This window comes from Pseudomonas sp. MOIL14HWK12:I2 (genome assembly GCF_000510745.1).
Taxonomy (GTDB): domain Bacteria; phylum Pseudomonadota; class Gammaproteobacteria; order Pseudomonadales; family Pseudomonadaceae; genus Chryseomonas; species Chryseomonas oryzihabitans.
In genome coordinates, this window is sequence record NZ_KI783314.1 from 481007 (window position 1) to 500369 (window position 19363).

The 19363-nt window shown below is 68.2% G+C and carries 14 protein-coding genes; 8 read left to right on the forward strand and 6 right to left on the reverse strand.

The genetic code is table 11. The features are described 5' to 3' along the window. Nucleotides 1-109: 109 nt before the first annotated feature. Nucleotides 110-967 carry a carboxylating nicotinate-nucleotide diphosphorylase gene (gene nadC / locus PSK12I2_RS0123365; RefSeq protein ID WP_027600288.1) on the reverse strand — a complete coding sequence of 286 codons (858 nt, stop codon included), beginning with the start codon at nucleotides 965-967 and terminating at the stop codon, nucleotides 110-112. A gap of 285 nt (nucleotides 968-1252) precedes the next feature. Here nadC and PSK12I2_RS0123370 point away from each other — a divergent pair, with 285 nt between their 5' ends. Further along, nucleotides 1253-3439 (forward strand): DUF1631 domain-containing protein, encoded by a 2187-nt coding sequence (locus PSK12I2_RS0123370; RefSeq protein WP_027600289.1) that lies wholly within the window; start codon nucleotides 1253-1255, stop codon nucleotides 3437-3439. 62 nt (nucleotides 3440-3501) lie between these two features. Here PSK12I2_RS0123370 and PSK12I2_RS0123375 read toward each other — a convergent pair whose 3' ends face one another. Then, nucleotides 3502-4794, reverse strand: a complete 1293-nt coding sequence (locus tag PSK12I2_RS0123375) for an NAD(P)/FAD-dependent oxidoreductase (protein WP_027600290.1) — start codon at nucleotides 4792-4794, stop codon at nucleotides 3502-3504. Between the two features lie 254 nt (nucleotides 4795-5048). Beyond that, nucleotides 5049-5528: an MOSC domain-containing protein gene (locus tag PSK12I2_RS0123380; RefSeq protein ID WP_027600291.1), complete on the reverse strand. Its 480-nt coding sequence runs from the start codon at nucleotides 5526-5528 to the stop codon at nucleotides 5049-5051. Between the two features lie 83 nt (nucleotides 5529-5611). Between PSK12I2_RS0123380 and PSK12I2_RS0123385 the strand changes: the two genes are divergently transcribed. Beyond that, on the forward strand, nucleotides 5612-6088 hold the full coding sequence (locus PSK12I2_RS0123385) for a hypothetical protein (protein ID WP_027600292.1): 477 nt from the start codon (nucleotides 5612-5614) through the stop codon (nucleotides 6086-6088). Further along, the gene (ampD, locus tag PSK12I2_RS0123390) at nucleotides 6088-6648 is read left to right on the forward strand and encodes a 1,6-anhydro-N-acetylmuramyl-L-alanine amidase AmpD (RefSeq protein WP_007162021.1); all 561 of its coding nucleotides are present in this window, start codon (nucleotides 6088-6090) and stop codon (nucleotides 6646-6648) included. The genes PSK12I2_RS0123385 and ampD overlap by 1 nt, the downstream gene beginning before the upstream one ends. Here the strand turns inward: ampD and PSK12I2_RS0123395 are convergent. Beyond that, nucleotides 6645-7442 carry a TatD family hydrolase gene (locus tag PSK12I2_RS0123395; protein WP_027600294.1) on the reverse strand — a complete coding sequence of 266 codons (798 nt, stop codon included), beginning with the start codon at nucleotides 7440-7442 and terminating at the stop codon, nucleotides 6645-6647. The two genes, ampD and PSK12I2_RS0123395, sit on opposite strands and share 4 nt — an antisense overlap. Then, nucleotides 7439-8431: a catabolite repressor/activator gene (cra, locus tag PSK12I2_RS0123400; RefSeq protein ID WP_027600295.1), complete on the reverse strand. Its 993-nt coding sequence runs from the start codon at nucleotides 8429-8431 to the stop codon at nucleotides 7439-7441. The genes PSK12I2_RS0123395 and cra overlap by 4 nt, the downstream gene beginning before the upstream one ends. A gap of 281 nt (nucleotides 8432-8712) precedes the next feature. On the opposite strand from cra, the gene ptsP reads away from it, so the two are divergent. From ptsP to PSK12I2_RS0123420, 4 genes are all read left to right on the forward strand, one after another. Next, entirely contained in the window at nucleotides 8713-11595 is a 2883-nt protein-coding gene (gene ptsP, locus PSK12I2_RS0123405; protein ID WP_027600296.1) for a phosphoenolpyruvate--protein phosphotransferase, read from the forward strand. Next, on the forward strand, nucleotides 11592-12560 hold the full coding sequence (pfkB, locus tag PSK12I2_RS0123410; RefSeq protein WP_027600297.1) for a 1-phosphofructokinase: 969 nt from the start codon (nucleotides 11592-11594) through the stop codon (nucleotides 12558-12560). Before ptsP ends, pfkB begins: the two co-directional genes overlap by 4 nt. Further along, complete coding sequence (locus tag PSK12I2_RS0123415) at nucleotides 12557-14314, forward strand: PTS fructose-like transporter subunit IIB (protein WP_007162016.1); 1758 nt, start codon at nucleotides 12557-12559, stop codon at nucleotides 14312-14314. Before pfkB ends, PSK12I2_RS0123415 begins: the two co-directional genes overlap by 4 nt. A 73-nt stretch (nucleotides 14315-14387) precedes the next feature. Continuing rightward, nucleotides 14388-15743: a chloride channel protein gene (locus PSK12I2_RS0123420; RefSeq protein ID WP_027600298.1), complete on the forward strand. Its 1356-nt coding sequence runs from the start codon at nucleotides 14388-14390 to the stop codon at nucleotides 15741-15743. Nucleotides 15744-15769: 26 nt separating this feature from the next. Here PSK12I2_RS0123420 and PSK12I2_RS0123425 read toward each other — a convergent pair whose 3' ends face one another. Then, a complete protein-coding gene (locus PSK12I2_RS0123425; protein WP_027600299.1) occupies nucleotides 15770-16516 on the reverse strand; it encodes an SDR family oxidoreductase in 747 nt (248 codons plus the stop codon). Nucleotides 16517-16687: 171 nt separating this feature from the next. On the opposite strand from PSK12I2_RS0123425, the gene PSK12I2_RS0123430 reads away from it, so the two are divergent. Continuing rightward, nucleotides 16688-19129, forward strand: coding sequence for a glycogen/starch/alpha-glucan phosphorylase (locus PSK12I2_RS0123430; RefSeq protein WP_027600300.1), 2442 nt, complete (start codon nucleotides 16688-16690; stop codon nucleotides 19127-19129). Nucleotides 19130-19363: the final 234 nt, after the last annotated feature.

Genomic DNA, 19363 nt, shown 5'->3' on the forward strand with positions numbered 1-19363 from the left:
GGGTTCGATCTTGTTCGAGTGTCGCGAGAGGCGAGCGGTCGTCAGGACCGCTCGAAGCCGTTGCGCAAAGGGCGCGGCTGCGGAGTCTAGCCGCCGCGAGGTCCTTTGCCTATCCCACTCGATCCAGGACGCGCATGGACAGGTCGATGGCCTTGACGTCCTTGGTCAGGGTGCCGATGGAGATGTAGTCGACACCGGTCTGGGCGATGCCGAGCAGGGTGTCCTGGTTGACGCCACCCGAGGCTTCCAGCTTGGCCCGGCCGGCGGTCAGGGCCACCGCCGTACGCATGTCGGCCAGGCTCAGCTCGTCCAGCATGACGATGTCCGCGCCGGCGCTCAGGGCCTGTTCCAGCTCCTGCAGATTTTCCACCTCGACCTCCACCGGACGCCCCGGCGCCAGTTGCCGGGCGGTGGCCACGGCCTGGGCGATACCGCCACAGGCGGCAATGTGGTTTTCCTTGATCAGGAAGGCGTCGAACAGGCCGATGCGGTGGTTGTAGCAGCCGCCGCAGGTGACCGCGTATTTCTGGGCGCGGCGCAGGCCGGGCAGGGTCTTGCGGGTGTCCAGCAAGCGGACGGCGGTGTCCTGCACCAGATCGGCATAGTGGCGGCAGCGGGTGGCGGTGCCGGACAGCAACTGCAGGAAATTCAGGGCGCTGCGCTCGCCGGTGAGCAGGGCGCGCGCGGGACCCTGGAGTTCGAACAGCACCTGGTCGGGCGCGACCCGCTCGCCGTCGGCCACCTGCCAGCGGACCTCGACTGCGGGATCCAGCACCCGGAACACCTCGTCGACCCAGGCCGTGCCCGCCACTACCGCGGCCTCGCGGGTGATGATCCGCGCCCGGGCCTGCTGGTGAGCGGGGATCAGACCCGCCGTGAGATCACCACTGCCGACGTCTTCGCGCAGTGCAGCGGCGACGTTTTCGGTGATGACCTGGGCGAGATCGGCAGAGGTGGCGCTGGACATGAACGGACTCCGGTAGGGGTAGCGGCGGACGCGCGGGCAACTTTAGGGGAGGTTGACGATCTGAGATAGACAACGTTGAGTTATTCTAAGGGCAGGCGCTGACAGACAGGTGCCTTGTGAACCCTGTCATGTACTGTGCAGATGCCGATTGGTCGATGCCTTAGCAGAGCAAATAATGGCACATCGACAACGTTTCACCTCGCGGCCAGGGCGGCCAACGTTGTTCAATGCTCCTGTAGTGGAACGCGATTCAGCCGAACGCAAGAACGGTTGTGGGAGGCGGTGGTGCAGAACGACGTAAACGTAGTTCATTTCAAGGCGCTCGGGGAGTCCTCTTCCCGATTGCCTGCAGTGCTTTTACCGGTCAGGGATCGCGCCGCTCAGCGACTCAACGCCTCCTTGCAGCAGCTGTTCGACAACGCCGACGATGCGCTGTTTGAAATGGCCGATCGCGCCGGCAGCAACCAGGAACAGAGCCTCTATTTCGAAGCGATGCGCGACCTGCGTCTGCGCCGCAAGAGTATCGAGCGCAGCTTTCTCCAGCAGTATTTCGAGCGCTTCGCCGCGCTGAACAACCTGGTCGGCAGCAAGCCGGAGATGCGCCTGGACAGCGTCTCCTATGAAGACCTCAGTCTGGTGCAGAACGATGCGCTGGAAGAGAGCGTCGCCGTGGACACCATGGTGGCCAAGGCGCTCAGCAACAACGCCATGGCCATCAGCCACCTGACCATCAGATTCAATACCCAGCTGTCGAGCAAGCTGGACGACTCGACCCATCCGCTGGGCCCGCGCCGTCTGTGCGAGGCCTTCGTCGAAGCCTGTCGCGATCTCGACACCGACATCAAGGTCAAGCTGATCATCTACAAGCTGTTCGAGCGTTTCGTGCTCAATGGTCTGGGTCAGCTGTACGCGGAATCCAATCGGCAGCTGGTCGACGCCGGCGTACTGCCCCAACTCAAGGCCATCCCCCAGCAGGTGCCGAGCCGCTCGGCCAAGGGCTACAGCGGGCGCACCCCGGCCCACGTCAACAGCGAAGACGACGGTCAGGAGCTCTTTGGTACCCTGCAGGGCCTCCTGGCCCAGCTGCGGACGCCGGGCAGCGCCACCCTGGGTGGCGGCATGGCGGTCGATGAGGGGGCCGCGACCGGTGATGGCCAGGCCATCACTAGCTACGACCTCATGCGGCTGCTGTCGCACCTGCAGCAGCAGATTTCCGGCCAGTCCCTGGAGGGCTATGATCTCAAGGCGCAACTGGGGGTGGCCCTGGGCCGCATCAGCGAGCGCTCGGGTCGAAAGCGCGTGGTGGGGCAGGTCGACGAAGACGTCATCAACCTGGTGGCGATGCTGTTCGAATTCATCCTCGACGACCTCACCCTGCCGGATTCGCTCAAGGCGCTGATCGCCCGCCTGCAGATTCCCATGCTCAAGGTCGCGGTCCTCGACAAGACCTTTTTCAGCCGTGGCAGTCATCCGGCCCGGCGGCTGCTCAACGAGATCGCCGCCGCCTCCCTGGGCTGGGGCGAGCAGAGCGATCTGCAACGCGACGGCCTGTACCAGAAGATCGAGCAGATCGTGCAGCGCCTGCTGTCCGATTTCGTCGACGATCCGGAGATCTTCGCCGAGCTGCTGGCCGACTTCATGGCCTATGTCAGTGACGAACAGCGGCGCAGCGAGTTGCTCGAACAGCGCACCCGCGACGCCGAGGAAGGTCGGGCTCGCGCCGAGATCGCCCGCTTGCAGGTCGAGCACGTGCTGAGTCAGCGCCTGCAGGAACACCCGTTGCCGGCCGCCGTGCAACGCGTCCTGCGCGAGGCCTGGAGCCAGGTGCTGCTGCTGACCTGCCTGAAGCAGGGCTACGATTCCAGCGAATGGCGCGCAGCGCTCAAGACCATGGACGATCTGATCTGGAGCATCCAGCCGCACCACGACGTGGCGTCTCGCCAGCGTCTGCTGGAAATGGTACCCGGCCTGCTCAAGGCGTTGCGGGAAGGCCTGGCCAGCGCGGCCTTCGATCCCTTCTCCACCTCCGAATTCTTCACCGAACTCGAATCCCTGCACGTCCAGACCTTTCAGCAGACCCGTCCCGAGCTGGCGGATGCGGCAGCAGACACCGCAAGCGTGGCACCTGCCTCGCCTGCTGCCGAGGAACCCTTCGAGCTGCCACGCCCGGGTGAGCGGATCACCGGGCTGACCAACGACTCCCTGGAGTGGGTGGATGCCCTTTCGGTAGGCGCCTGGCTCGAGATCCAGGACGTCGAGCAAAAGCTGCGCTGCAAGCTGGCCGCGGTCATCCGGCCCATGGGCCGCCTGGTGTTCGTCAATCGGACCGGCATGAAGGTGCTGGATCGCACCCGTGAGGAGCTGGCGCTGGATTACCAGGAAGACCGGGTACGGCTGCTGGACGATGCCTTGCTGTTCGACCGGGCCATGACCTCGGTGATCGGCAACCTGCGGGGCCAGTCGCCTTCCTGAGATCGCTGCGACACAAAAAAGCCGTCCCTCGGGACGGCTTTTTTCATGCCTGGGCCAGGGGCCTAGTGCAGTTTGAGGCGCGGCTCGGTCTTGCGTCTCAGGTGATCGCCGGCAAACAGCGCCAGGGCGCGCAGCGGGCCATAGAGGGCCACCTGGTGCATCCGGTAGAGCGAGACATAGAAGGTCCGCGCCAGCCAGCCTTCCAGGGTCAGACTGCCCAGGGCGCCGCCCATGAGATTGCCGACCGCGCTGAAGCGCGACAGCGAGATCAGCGAGCCGTAGTCCTTGTAGACGTAGTCGGGTAGCGGCTTGCCTTCCAGGCGTGCCTTGAAGGTCTTCACCAGCAGCGAGGCCTGCTGGTGGGCGGACTGGGCACGCGGCGGCACGGTACGGGTATCGCCGGGGGTCAGCGGGCAGGCCGCGCAGTCGCCCAGGGCGAAGACATTCGGGTCGCGGGTGGTCTGCAGCGTCGAGTTGACCACCAGCTGGTTGATGCGGTTGGTCTCGAGACCCGCCAGGTCCTTGAGAAAGGCCGGTGCGCGGATGCCGGCGGCCCAGACCTTGAGGCTGGCCGGGACGAATTCACCCGCGGTCTGCAGGCCGTCGGCGCGGACTTCCTTGACCGCCGAACCGGTCAGCACCCGCACGCCGAGTTTTTCCAGGGTGCGATGCGCCTGGCCGGCGATCCGCTCGGGCAGGGCCGGGAGGATGCGCGGACCGGCTTCGACCAGGGTGATGCGCAGGTCTTCGGGGCGGATGCGATCCATGCCGTAGGCCTGCAGCTCTTCGGCGGCGTTGCGCAATTCGGCCGCCAATTCCACGCCGGTGGCGCCGGCGCCGACGATGGCCACTTCGATGAATTCACCCGGCTGCTCGCTGACATGGGCACGCAGGTAGTGGGTCAGCAGCTTGCGGTGGAAGCGCTCGGCCTGGGCCCGGGTGTCGAGGAAGATGCAGTTTTCCGCGGCGCCCGGCGTACCGAAATCGTTGGTGGTGCTGCCGATGGCCAGTACCAGGGAGTCATAGCCGATCTCCCGTTCCGGGACCAGGACGGCGCCGTCGTCCTCGATGGCGGCCAGTTGCACCTTGCGGCGCTCGCGATCCAGGCCGGTCATGCGTCCGAGCTGGAATTCGAAGTGATTCCACTTGGCCTGGGCGACATAGCTCAGTTCGTCTTCGGTGGAGTTGAGCGAGCCGGCGGCCACCTCGTGCAGCAGCGGTTTCCACAGGTGGGTGGCATTGGCGTCGATCAGCACGATCTGCGCCTGGTCGCGCTTGCCCAGGCTACGGCCCAGGCGGGTAGCCAGTTCCAGGCCGCCGGCGCCGCCGCCGACGATAACGATGCGATGGGTCATGGAGAGCACTCATAGAGAAGGAAAGCGTGAGCCGGACCGGGCGCGTCGCCGCGTGCGGGCGCAGTCCCGGGCTGGTGAAAATCTGGGGTCGTCGAAGCGCGCGAATCGAGACATCTAGCAAGGAAGATGGGCGAAAAGTCGTCAAATTCAAGGGAAGCGGCCTGCATCTGCTCTGGCAGGGACGTCTGCGGCGACGAGAGGTAGCGCTAGTTTAACCGGGCTGGCCCGGCCATTCGACCCTAGGGAAACTGGGGTCAATCCAGGACCTCCAGCCGATCGCCCAGGCGGATGATGCCGCTTTCCAGGACCCGGGCCGTGAGGCCGCCGTGGCCGCGCATGGCCTGGAAGGTCCCTGGCCCGAGGCGCTCTTCCAGGCGCGCGCAGGGCTGGCACCAGCCGGTGGTCTCCAGCACCGCCTGGCCGATGCGAAAGCGCCGATTCTTCAGGCTGAACAGATTGATCCCGGCGATGGCCAGATTGCGGCGCAGGTCGGCGGGTGCGACCGCCTTGCCGATCAGCGCGGCCACCACCGGCAGGTGTTCCCACTGGATCAGGGTGACCTGGCGCTGGTTGCGCGGGGTGGGCCGGGCGTGGTCGCCGGTCAGGCCGGCGTCACGCCGGGCCTCCACCGCGTCGATTTCGACCATGGGTGCGCGCGCGCTGGGTCGCACGCCGATCCAGCGCACCTCGCCCGACTGGGGAACCTGGGCCAGCAGTTCTTTGAGAGGGATCATGGGGCTCCTCGACGCCATGGTGGTGCCAATCCGAGCGGTAGGGCAGGATAGCGGCCTCGATAGACCGTTCAAGAGAGGATGCCATGCGCGCTGGAGTTCTGGCGTTGTTGCTGTCGTGTCTGCTGCTGCCCCTGACCGCTCTGGCGCTCGAACCGGGTGAGCGAGTGGCGCCCTTCACCCTGCTCGATCAGCGTGACCAGCCCTATACCTTCGACGACCAGCTGCAGGTCCTGCTGCTGGCGCGCAGCATGAGCGGCTCGGGGCTGGTCAAGGAAGCCATGCGCGATCAGCCGGCAAGCTATATCGACGGCACCCGGGTGGCCTACATCGCCGACATCAGCAGCATGCCGGCGGCCATCACCCGGATGTTCGCCGTGCCGGCCATGCGCAAGTACGGCTACCGGGTCCTGCTCGACCGCGAATCGCGCATCGTGCCGCGCTTTCCCGGCGCGGCCGACAAGGTGCTGTGGGTGACCCTGGACCATGGCCGTTTCGTCGGTCAGCGGGAATTCAGCGACGCCAGCGCGCTGCGCGACGCGCTCAAGGCCAAGGCCCGCTGATGGACGGGGTGTTCGTCGATGGCTGGTATCGCGAGGCGCGGCTGTGTCCTTCGCCCAACCACAACGAACGCCCGGCAGGGACGGAAGTGTCCCTGCTGGTGATCCACAACATCAGCTTGCCGCCCGGGCAATTCGGCACCGGCTGCGTCCAGGCCTTCTTCCAGAATTGCCTGGATCATTCGGCCCATCCCTTCTTTGCGGAGATCGCCGAGCTGAAGGTGGCGGCGCACTTTCTCATCGAGCGCGACGGGACGGTGACCCAGTTCGTCTCCTGCGCCCAGCGCGCCTGGCATGCCGGCGTCTCGTCCTTCGACGGCCGCGAGAACTGCAACGACTTCTCCCTGGGCATCGAACTGGAAGGCACGGACGACCTGGCCTACACCGACGCCCAGTACCGTGCCCTGGGGCGGCTGACGCGGGCGCTGCAGCGCGCCTATCCGGCGATCACCGCGGAACGTATCCAGGGCCACAGCGACATCGCCCCGGGGCGCAAGACCGATCCCGGTCCGGCCTTCGACTGGGCGCGGCTGCAAGGCGAATTGGCGGTCGAGGAGAACTAGGCGAGGCCGGCGGCGTCCCAGCCGAACACCGCGCAGGCATTGCGGGTGGTGACGGTGGCCAGGGTCTCGGGCGAGACCTGCCAGAGTGGCGCCAGGGCCGCGCAGATGGCCGGCAGATGGGTGGGGCTGTTGCGCACGTCCGGATGCATGGCGGGCGGCATGTCGGGCGCATCGGTCTCCAGCACGATGCCCTCCAGCGGCAACTGTGGCAGTACCCGCTGCAGTCTCTTCGCCTGCGGCCAGGTGGGTGCGCCGCCCAGGCCGATCTTGAAACCCAGGCGCAGGTATTCGCGGGCTTCCTCGAAGCTGCCGGAAAAGGCATGGGCGATGCCGGCCCGGGGTGGCTTGAGACGCTTCAGGATCCTGACCACATCGGCATGGGCGCGGCGCACGTGCAGCAGCACCGGCAACTCCAGCTCCATGGCCAGGCGCACCTGCTGTTCGAAGAACCAGGCCTGGCGCGCCTTGTCGGGCGCTTCGATGAAATAGTCCAGGCCGATCTCGCCCAGGGCGCAGAGGCGGGGATCGCTCCGGCGCTCCAGGCAGAAGGCCCGGAGCGCTTCGATATCGGCTTCCTGATGACGCTGCAGGTACAGGGGATGCAGGCCGGGCGCCGCATGGAGGCCGGCATTGGCCGTGGCGATCCGCCAGAGTTGCGGCCATTGGCTGCGCTCGACGCCGATCAGCACCTGGCGGACCACCCCGAGGCGCGCGCACTCGGCCAGTAGCGCCGGTCGCGCGGCGTCGAAGTCCGGATAGTCCAGGTGATTGTGGGTGTCGATCAGCAGGCTCATGACAGGCGGCGTTTGAGGACCCTCGGGATGGCTTGGACACCGGGCAGATAGTGGTCGTTTTCCAGGGCGTCCAGCATCAGTTCCAGGGCGCGCTCGGTGATGACCTCGTGCTGCTGGGAGATGGCGTTGACCTTGAACGGCAGATAGTCCAGCAACTGGGTATCGCCAAAGGTGGCCAGGCGCAGGGTATCGCCCTCGGCCAGCGGATGATCGCGCAGCACGTCCAGCACGCCCTGCAACAGGACGTAGGAGGTGGTCAGCAGCGCCTCGGGCCAGTGGCCGAGTTCCTCGATCATGGCCAGCGCCTGGGCGCGACCGCCTTCCCGGCTGTAGTGGGGCGCATGCCGCTCCCAGTGGCGCGCCGGGTGATCGGCGAGGGCGGCGGCGAAGCCGGCGGCACGGGCGCGGCTGATGGCGAGGTCGGGGCGGGCGCCGATCAGGGCGATGCTGTGGGTGCCCGGCGTCAGCAGGGTGGCGGCCAGTTGCCGGCCGGCGGTGTGGTCGTCGCTGACCACCGAGCAGAATTGCGCCGGATCGAGCTGGCGATCGATGGCGATGATCGGGATGTTGTGTTCCTGCAGCTGGCGGTAGGGGGCGTCGTCCTCGGCCAGGCTGCTGGCGGTGAACAGGCCGTCGCAGCGGCGGGCGCGAAACAGCGCGATGAGCTGGCGTTCGCTGTCGGGATTGTCGTCGGTGCAGGCGATCAGCAACTGATAGCCACGCGCCCGTGCCCGGCGTTCCAGCTGCTTGGCCAGGCGTGCGTAGCTGGGGTTTTCCAGATCCGGCAGCAGGAAGCCCAGGGTGTGGGTGGCCCCGCGGCGCAGGCCGGCGGCGCGCTGGTCGGGCTGGTAGCCGTGGGCTTCGACCACGGCCATGACCCGCGCCACGGTGGCTGCGCTGATGCGCCTTTGCGCCGCCTTGCCGTTGATGACGTAGCTGGCGGTGGTGAGGGATACGCCGGCCAATTGGGCGATGTCGCTGAGTTTCACGCCTGTTCCTCGTGGGACCTGAATGGCCTGGCGCTGTACGGCGCTGGCGAGACGGTCTTTATTGTGTGTTGTGCTTCAAGGATCGGCGATTATCGAGTAACGTTCCAGTCCCATTGGGTGAAACGTTTCAGCTTTCTGTTGTCCGAGGGCTGGCACGAATCTGCCAAGGGCCCTGTCACGCCTCTCCCGACGCGGTTGCAGGGCTGAGCGAGCCGGCAAGCATCTATTACAAGAAAGGCACGGCGCCAGGATCAGGCGCGCGGCGCCGGAGGTATCCTTCCATGTTCGAACTCAATGCCCAGCATATCCGCATGGCCCAGCAGGCGCCGGACAAGGCGACCGCCCTGGCCATGCTCGCCGAGTCCCTGGTGACCGATGGCCTGGTCGCCCCGGGTTATCTCGACGGGCTCAAGGCCCGCGAGGCCCAGGGCTCCACCTACCTCGGCCAGGGTATCGCCATTCCCCATGGTACGCCCCAGACCCGCGACCAGGTGTTCGTCACCGGCGTGCGGATGATGCAATTCCCGCATGGCGTGGACTGGGGCGACGGTCAGCTGACCTACCTGGCCATCGCCATCGCCGCCAAATCCGACGAACACCTGCGCATCCTGCAGCTGTTGACCCGCGCCCTGGGCGAGAGCGATCTGCAACAGGCGCTGCGCGACGCCCGCGAACCCCAGCAGATCCTCGACCTGCTGCAGGGGGCGCCCCAGGCCCTGGCGCTGGACGAAGAACTGGTGCAGCTGGCCATCGATGCCGAGGACCTGGAAGACCTGGCCTGGCAGGGTGCGCGCATGCTCAAGCACATGGAATGCGTGGGGGCCGGTTTCGCCGGTGCCCTGCAGGCCAGCCAGCCGCTGCCCCTGGGCGACGGCCTCTGGTGGCTGAACAGCGAGACCGCGGTGAAACGTCCCGGCCTGGCCTTCGTCACCCCACTGCAGACCCTGCAGGTGCAGGAGCAGCCGGTCCGTGGCCTGTTCTGCCTGGCCAGCCTGGGCGAGGGCCATCGCGCCCTGCTCGAACGCCTCTGCGATCTGCTCGTCGCCGGCCGTGGCCAGGAGCTGGCCCAGGCCACCTCCCGCCGCGCCGTGCTAGAAGCCCTGGGCGGCGAAGTCGCCCCGGACTGGCCCAGTGCCCAGGTGGTGCTGGCCAATGCCCATGGCCTGCACGCCCGTCCGGCCAAGGAGCTGGCGCGGCTGGCCAAGGCCTATGACGGCGAGATCCGCGTGCGCGTCGACCACGGCGCCCCGGTCTCGGCCAAGAGTCTGTCGCGGCTGCTGGCGCTGGGCGCCCGGCGCGGCCAGACCCTGGAATTCCTGGTCGAGCCCGGCACCCCGGCCGAGGCCGCGCTGAACGATCTGATCGGCGCCGTACAGGCCGGTCTCGGCGAAGAGGTGGAACCGGTCACCGCCAGCGCCCCGGCTCCGGCCGGTGCCGCCCGGGTCACCGCCATCAGCCTGGTGGACCCGTCCGAGCAACTGCCGCTGGCCCCGGGCGATCGCGCCCAGGCCGTGGCCGCCGCCCCCGGCCTGGCCGTGGGCCCGGCCCATGTGGTGGCGCCCCAGCACTTCGACTATCCCGCCACCGGTGAAGGCGCCGCCGCCGAGCGCCAGCGCCTGGACGCGGCCCTGGCCGCGGTACGCGCCGACATCGAGGCGCTCATCGCGCGCAGCGAGGCCAGCGCCCTGCGCGAGATCTTCCTGACCCACCTGGAAATGCTGGAAGACCCGGATCTGCAGCAGGGCATCGCCACCCGGCTCAAGGCCAACGCCAGCGCCGCCGCGGCCTGGGACGCCCAGATCGAGGAGGCGGCCAGCCAGCAGGAAGCCCTGCACGACCGGCTGCTCGCCGAGCGCGCCGCCGACCTGCGCGACGTCGGTCGTCGGGTACTGGCCCAGCTGTGCGGCGTCGAATCCGCCCGCGAACCCGAGGAACCCTATGTGCTGGTGATGGACGAGGTCGGCCCGGGCGATGTGGCGCGGCTGGACCGCGAGCGCGTCTGCGGCATCCTGACCGCCCGTGGTGGCGCCAGCTCCCACAGCGCCATCGTCGCCCGCGCCCTGGGCATCCCGGCCATCGTCGGCGCCGGCCGCCGGGTGCTGGACCTGGCGCCGCGCAGCGTGCTGCTGCTGGATGGCGACAAGGGCACCCTGGAAATCGCCCCGGACGCCAGTCGCATCGAGGCCGTGCAGCGTGAGCGGGAGGTCCAGGCCGAGCGCCGCCGCGCCGCCGAGGCCCGGCGTTTCGAAAGCGCCACCACCCGCGATGGCCACCATGTCGAGATCGCCGTGAACCTGGGTGATACCGCCCAGGCCGCCGCCGCGGTGGAGCAGGGCGCCGAAGCCGTCGGCCTGCTGCGCACCGAACTGGTGTTCATGAGCCATGACAGCGCGCCCGACGAGGCCGCCCAGGAGCAGGAATACCGCCGTGCCCTCGATGGCCTGGCCGGCAAGCCGCTGGTGGTGCGGACCCTGGACGTCGGTGGCGACAAGCCGCTGCCCTATCTGCCGCTGCCGGCGGAAGAGAATCCCTTCCTCGGCATCCGTGGCATCCGCCTGACCCTGCGCCGTCCGGAGCTGCTGGAAACCCAGCTGCGCGCCCTGCTCAAGGCCGCCGATGGCCGGCCGCTGCGGATCATGTTCCCCATGATCGGCCGGGTCGAGGAGTGGCGTCAGGCACGTGACATCCTCGCGCGCCTGCGCCAGGAGATCCCCACCACCGATCTGCAGGTCGGCATCATGATCGAGGTCCCCTCGGCCGCGCTGCTGGCCCCGGTGCTGGCGCCGGAAGTGGACTTCTTCAGCGTCGGTACCAATGACCTGACGCAATACACCCTGGCCATCGACCGCGGTCATCCGCTGCTGTCGGGCGAGGCCGACGGCCTGCACCCCAGTGTGCTGCGCCTGATCGACATGACGGTGCGTGCCGCCCATGCCCACGGCAAGTGGGTCGGCGTCTGCGGTGAGCTGGCCGCCGATCCCCTGGCGGTGCCGGTGCTGGTCGGCCTGGGCGTGGACGAGCTGTCGGTTTCGGCGCGCAGCGTGCCCCTGGTCAAGGCTCGGGTCCGCGAGCTGGAGTTGCGCCAGGTGCAGTCCTGCGCCGCGCGCGCCCTGGAGCTGGGTACCGCTGCCGAGGTGCGGCAGAGCGTGGAGGCCCTGCGATGAGCCGAATCCTCACCCTGACCCTCAACCCGGCGCTGGACCTCACCGTCCAGTTGCCGGAGCTCAAGCCCGGCGCGGTGAATCGCAGCGAGGCGGTGATCGTCCATGCCGCCGGCAAGGGCATCAACGTCGCCCAGGTGCTGGCCGATCTCGGCCATGAACTGACGGTGAGCGGCTTTCTCGGGGCCGACAACGCGGCCGCCTTCGAAGCCCTGTTCGCCCGCCGCGGCTTTACCGACGCCTTCGTCCGGGTCGCCGGCGAGACCCGCAGCAACCTCAAGCTGGCCGAGGCCGCGGGCCGCATCACCGACATCAACGGGCCTGGCCCGGAGGTGTCCGCCGCCGCCCAACAGGAATTGCTCGAGACCCTGGATCGCCTCGCGCCCGGCCATGACGCCGTGGTGGTGGCCGGCAGCCTGCCGCGTGGGGTAAGCCCCGAGTGGCTGGCCGCCCTGGTCGGCCGCCTCAAGTCGCTGGGCCTGCCGGTGGCGCTGGACACCAGTGGCGCCGCCCTGCGCGCCGCCCTGGCCGCCGGTCCCTGGCTGATCAAGCCCAATACCGAAGAACTGGCCGAAGCCTGCGGCGCACCGGCCGAGACCGCGACCGAGCAGGCGCTGCTGGTCGAACAGCTGCGGGCCCTGGGCATCGAGCACCTGGTGATCTCCCAGGGCGCCGATGGGGTGCGCTGGTATGGCGCCCAGACCCTGGAGGCGCAGCCGCCCAAGGTCACCGTGGCCAGCACCGTCGGCGCGGGGGATTCCCTGCTGGCCGGCATGCTGCACGGCCTGCTCACCGGCCAGGCGCCGGAGCGCACCCTGACCACGGCCACCGCCATCGCGGCCCTGGCCGTGACCCAGATCGGCTTCGGCATCAACGATCCCGCGCAACTCGCCGTCTTCGAAGACCAGGTGCAGGTGCGTGTCCTTCCCGACTTTCCGCTAGAACAAGAATCAGGGGTAAACCCATGAACATCGCCATCGTCACGACCTGCCCGACCGGCATGGTCACCAGCGTGCTCAGTGCGCGCCTGCTGGACGCCGCCGCCCAGCGCCGCGGCTGGACCACCAGCGTCGAGATCCACGACGGCCCCGAGGCCACCCTGCTGACCGACGACCAGGTGGCGCGCGCCGAACTGGTCGTGGTGGTCCACACCGGCGCGGTCGACCTGTCGCGCTTCGTCGGCAAGCGCGTCTACCGCGCCGCCCCGGCCGAAGCCCTGCGCGATGTCGACGCCTTCCTGCAGCGCGCGGCCAGCGAAGCCAAGGTGCTGGAACAGGCCCCGGCGGCGGGTGGCGCTGCCCCCAGCGCTCCCGCCAGTGCCAGCGAAACCCCGCGGCTGGTGGCCATCACCGCCTGCCCGACCGGGGTCGCCCACACCTTCATGGCGGCGGAGGCGCTGCAGAACGCGGCCAAGAAGCTCGGCTATCGCCTGCACCTGGAGACCCAGGGCTCGGTAGGGGCACGCAATCCGCTGCCGGCCGAGGCCATCCGCGACGCCGACGTGGTGCTGCTGGCCACCGACATCGAGGTCAATGTCGAGCGTTTTGCCGGCAAGCGCGTCTATCGCTGTGGCACCGGGGTCGCCCTCAAGCAACCCGAGGCGACGATCAAGAAGGCCCTGGCCGAGGGCGAGACCCTGGCCGGCAGCGCCGCGCCAGCGGCGGGCGAGGGCGCCAAGCCAGCCAAGAAGGAAGGCGCGGGCGTCTACAAGCACCTGCTCACCGGGGTGTCCTACATGCTGCCGATGGTGGTGGCGGGCGGTCTGCTGATCGCCCTGTCCTTCGTCTTCGGCATCGAGGCCTTCAAGGAGCAGGGCACCCTGGCCGCGGCGCTGATGCAGATCGGTGGTGAATCGGCCTTCAAGCTGATGGTCCCGGTGCTGGCCGGCTACATCGCCTACTCCATCGCCGACCGTCCGGGTCTCGCCCCCGGCATGATCGGCGGCTGGCTGGCGGCCAGTCTGGGCAGCGGCTTCATCGGCGGTATCATCGCCGGCTTCCTGGCCGGCTACGTGGCCAAGGCCATCGCCCAGCACGTCAAGCTGCCGGCCAGCGTCGAGGCGCTCAAGCCGATCCTGATCATTCCGCTGTTCGCCAGCCTCATCGTCGGCCTGGTGATGATCTATCTGGTCGGCACCCCGGTGGCCGGCGCCCTGAGTCGACTCACCGACTTCCTCAACAACCTGGGCACCAGCAACGCCGTGCTGCTCGGCCTGATCCTCGGCGCCATGATGTGCATCGACTTCGGCGGCCCGATCAACAAGGCCGCCTATGCCTTCACCGTCGGCCTGCTGGCGTCCAAGACCTACGGGCCGATGGCCGCCACCATGGCCGCCGGCATGGTGCCGCCCATCGGCATGGGCATCGCCACCCTGCTGGCCCGGCGCAAGTTCGCCCAGAGCGAGCGCGAGGCGGGCAAGGCGGCTTCGGTGCTGGGGCTGTGCTTCATCTCCGAAGGCGCGATTCCCTTCGCCGCCAAGGATCCGCTGCGGGTGATCCCGGCCAGCGTGATCGGCGGTGCCCTCACCGGTGCCCTGGTGATGCTGTTCAACTGCAAGCTGATGGCGCCCCACGGCGGCCTCTTCGTGCTGCTGATCCCCAACGCCATCAGCCACGCCTGGCTGTACCTGGCGGCCATCGCCGCCGGCAGTCTGGTGACCGGGGTCATCTACGCGGTGCTCAAGCGCAACGAAGCCGCCACCGAGCTGGTCCCCGCGGCCTGATCCGGACCCTGGCGATACCGCTGTAACAAGAGGTTACACTGGGAGGCTCTCGCCTCCTGGTGGCCTCTTCTCCATGTCCGATCCCGTCTATCCCGATACCGATCCCGAAGTCGCCGCCCGGCGTCGGCTGCATCTGCTGCGCCATCGCCGGCGCCGTCGGCTGCGCGAGTGGCGCCAGCGCATCGCCTTCTGGGTCGGCGCGGTGCTGGTGGGCCTGGCGGGTCTGGGCTTCGCCTGGCTGGCCGATGCCTCCTTCGGCCTCTTTCAGCAGCTGCTACAGCACAGCGCCCTCTGGCCCTGGCTGGTGACGCCCCTGGGCTTCGCCGGACTGGTCTGGCTGACCCAGGGCGCGCTGCGCGATGCCCGCGGCAGCGGTATCCCCCAGGTCATCGTCACCCTCGAACGACCCGAAGCGGACCTGCGCGCCCGGCTGCTGGCGCCCCCCATCGCCCTGGCCAAGCTGCTGCTCACGGCCGGCGCCCTGCTGGTGGGTGGCTCGGTAGGGCGGGAAGGACCCACCGTGCATGTCGGCGCCGCCTTGCTCTACGGCTTCGGCAAGCGGCTCGGCCTGCATGGTCGCCGCACCCTGTCCGGACTCATCCTCGCCGGGGGCGCCGCCGGCATCGCCGCGGCCTTCAACACCCCCCTGGGCGGGGTGGTCTTCGCCATCGAGGAACTCACCCACACCTTCGAGCAGCGCTTCAGCGGCCTGGTGCTGACCGCCGTGCTGCTCGGCGGCATCGTCACCCTGGGCATCGTCGGCCCCTACAGCTATCTCGGCGCCCTGGACCTGCACCTGACCTGGGGCCTGGGCTGGATCGGCGTAGCGGTGATCGGCGTCATCGGCGGACTGCTCGGCGGTTGCTACGGTCGCCTGGTGCTGCCCACCGAGCGGGGCTGGCTGGGGCGCCTGAATGCCCTGCGCGGGCGCCGCCCGGTGGCTTTCGCCGCCGGCTGTGGCCTGGTGCTGGCGGCGTTGGGGCTGTTCTCCGGCCAGCACGTGTTCGGTACCGGTTACGCCGAGACCCATGCCATCCTGGCTGGCGAACCCGTGACCGGCGGCGACTTCCTGCTGTGGAAATTCCTCGCCAACGTCGTCTCCTACCTGGCCGGGGTGCCGGGCGGCCTGTTCTCGCCCTCGCTGGCGGTGGGGGCGGCCCTGGGCCCCTGGCTGGTCGACTGGCTGCCGGGTATCAGTCTGCCGCAATGCGCCTTGCTGGGGCTGGCCGCCTACCTCGCCGGGGTCACCCGCACCCCGCTGACCGCCACCGTCATCACCCTGGAGCTGGCCCACAGCCCGGACATGGCGCTGCCGGTGCTGGCGGCCTGTCTGCTGGCCGCCGCCGTCTCCGGCTGGCTGATGCCGGTGCCGCTCTACCATGCGCTGTCGCAGCAGGTGCTCAACGCCCTGACGCCCCGGCGCGACTAGCCCCTGACGCCCCTCGCGACTAGGCCCTAGCGCCCGCCACCGATATCCAGCAGGGCGCCGGTGGTGTAGGAGGCTTCGTCCGACAGCAGCCAGAGGATGCCGGCGGCGATCTCCTCGGCCTCGCCTGCACGCCCCAGCGGAGTGGTCACGCCCAGGCGCTCGGCGCGGCCCGGCTGGCCGCCGCTGGCGTGGATGTCGGTAAGGGTCACGCCGGGTCGCACCGCATTGACCCGCACCCCGTGCGGGCCGAGTTCCTTGGCGAGGCCCAAGGTCAGGGTGTCCAGCGCCGCCTTGCTGGCGGCATAGTCGACGTATTCGTTGGGCGAGCCCAGACGCGCCGCGATGGAAGAGACATTGACGATGGCGCCACCGCGGCCGCCGCGCTCCCGCGACAGGTGGCGAGCCGCCTCGCGGGCACAGAGAAAGGCGCCATAGACGTTGACCTCGAACATCCGTCGCAACCGCTCGGCGCTCATGTCCATCAGTGGCTGCGACTGATCGACGATCCCGGCATTGTTGACGAAGGCGTCCAGGCCGCCGAAGCGCTCCACCGTGCGCTCGAAGAGCGCCAGCACCTGGGCTTCGTCGGCCACGTCGCCGCGCAGCGCCAGGCCTTCCACGCCCAGCGCCTCGATCTCGGCCAGAGTGGCCCGGGCCGCGGCCTCGTCCTGGCGATAGTTGAAGGCGACGTTCCAGCCGCGGCGGGCGGCGCCAAGGGCCGTGGCGCGGCCGATGCCACGACTCGCGCCGGTGATGAGCAGGGTCTTGCGCATGATGAAAACCTCGGGCTAGAGGGGGTAGGGGTAACGGCTAACCGTCTGATGTGGCGAAAAAAGCTTGGACGTCCCCGTCGTTTCGCCTAAAAGTAAGGCGAACGGCACGCGCCGCATTATCCGCGGCCACTTCGCGATCTGATTCCTAAGCGCTTGCAGAGGTCAATCCTGATGACGAGACCCCGCTTCATCTCGCCCAACGAAGTTTCCGCGCTCCGTACCAACATCCTCTCCAAGCTCACCTACGCCGTCGGCAAGGACCCCGACAACGCCCTCGACCACGACTGGTTCCAGGCCACCGCCCTGGCCGCCCGGGACTACATCGTCGATCGCTGGATGAGTCGCACCCGCGACGCCTATCGCACCGGCCAGAAACGGGTCTATTACCTTTCCCTGGAATTCCTCATCGGTCGCCTGCTGATCGACAGCCTGTCCAACCTCGGCATCCTCGAAGAGACCCGTCGCGCCCTGGCCGACCTCGGCGTCGACCTGGAACGCATCCGCGGCCTGGAGCCGGACGCCGCCCTGGGCAACGGCGGCCTCGGCCGGCTGGCCGCCTGCTTCATGGAAAGCATGGCCACCCTGGGCATCGCCAGCCACGGCTATGGCATCCGTTACGAGCACGGGCTGTTCCGCCAGGTGATCGCCGACGGCTTCCAGCTGGAGCAGCCGGAAAATTGGCTGGATTTCGGCAATCCCTGGGAATTCGAACGCGCCGAGGTGGTGTACGAGATCGGCTTCGGCGGGCATGTCGCCCCCTACGGCGAAGGCGATCCGCGGCGCCAGGTGTGGACGCCCGGCGAGCGCATCCGCGCGGTGGCCTATGACACCCCGGTGATCGGCTGGGGCGGGGAGGGCGCCAACACCCTGAGACTCTGGCGCGCCCGACCGCTGGAGATCCTCCACCTGGAAACCTTCAACGCCGGCGATCACGTCGGCGCCGTGGCCAACGAGGCCCGCGCCGAGAGCATCTCGCGGGTACTCTATCCGGCCGACAGCAGCGAAGCCGGCCAGGAATTGCGCCTGCGCCAGGAATACTTCTTCGTCGCCGCCTCCCTGGCCGACCTGACCCGTCGTCATCTCAAGCAGCACAACGACCTGCTCAGCCTGCCCGAGCACGTGTCCATCCAGCTCAACGACACCCACCCGGCCATCGCCGTGGCCGAGCTGATGCGGCTCCTGGTGGACGTCCACGGCATTCCCTGGGACGCCGCCTGGAGCACCACCGTCGGCACCCTCAGCTACACCAATCACACCCTCTTGCCCGAGGCCCTGGAGACTTGGCCGGTACAGCTGATGGAACGCCTGCTGCCGCGGCACATGCAGATCATCTACCTGATCAACGCCCAGTTCCTCGACTCCCTGCGCGCCCGCGGCGAGACCGATGGCGGCATGATTTCCTATGTGTCCCTGATCGACGAAAGCCAGGGGCGCCGCGTGCGCATGGGCAACCTCGCCTTTCTCGGCTCGCACAGCATCAATGGCGTCTCGGGGTTGCACACCGACCTGATGCGCAAGACGGTCTTCCGCTCCCTGCACCGCCTCTATCCGGATCGCATCAACAACAAGACCAACGGCATCACCTTCCGCCGCTGGTTGCACCAGGCCAACCCGGCGCTCACCGACCTGCTGGTGGATACCCTCGGCCAGGGCGTGCTGCACGATCCGGAAAAGACCCTGCCGCTGCTCAAGCCCTATGCCAACGACATCAATTTCCGCGAGCGCTTCGCCCTGCAGCGCCAGCGCAACAAGGACACCTTCACCAGCCTGGTGAAGCAGCGGATGGAGATCGACCTCGATCCCAATGCGCTGTTCGATGTCCAGATCAAGCGCATCCACGAGTACAAGCGGCAGCTGATGAATCTGCTGCAGACCATCGCGCTGTACCAGGCCATCCGCGACAACCCCAACGGCGACTGGACGCCGCGGGTCAAGATCTTCGCCGGCAAGGCCGCCGCCAGCTATCACCAGGCCAAGCTGATCATCAAGCTGGCCAACGACGTGGCCAAGGTGGTCAACAACGACCCCCTGACGCGCGATTTGCTCAAGGTGGTCTTCCTGCCCAACTACAACGTCAGCCTGGCCGAGGTCATCATCCCGGCGGCGGATCTCTCCGAGCAGATCTCCACCGCCGGCATGGAAGCCTCGGGCACCAGCAACATGAAGTTCGGCCTCAACGGCGCCCTCACCATCGGCACCCTGGACGGCGCCAACGTGGAGATGTGCGAACTGATCGGGGAAGAGCACATGTTCATCTTCGGCCTCAAGGCGGCCGAGGTGGAAGAGCGCCAGCGCAGCGGCGGCATCTCCTCGGACATCATCGAGAATTCGCCACGCCTGGCGCAGGTGCTCGCCGGATTGCGCGGCGGCCAGTTCTCGCCCGAGGATCCGGCCCGCTACAACAGCCTGCTCGACGTCCTGACCTGGCACGACCGCTTCCTGGTCTGCGCCGACTTCGACGCCTACTGGGAGGCCCAGCGCCAAGTCGAGACCCGCTGGCAGCAGCCGGACAGGTGGTGGCAATCGGCGGTGATCAACACCTCCAGCATGGGCTGGTTCTCCTCCGACCGCACCATCCGTGAATACGCCACGGAGATCTGGAAGGCGCTGTAGTCGAGCACGTTTCGCGGCCATGGCGGTCCGCCGCTGCGGCCGCTCCTACGGGTAAGGCACCCTCCTGTAGGAGCGGCCCATGGCCGCGATAAGGACCACGACAGAGCCGGCGCCCAGGCAGGATTTGCTGGGCTTCGCTACGCTCAACCCAGCCTACGGCGGCCGGCCCTGGCCACGATCAGCTATCCCCCGATTGAGAACCCGCGCCTTCCACACCGTCTACATCCTTGCAGC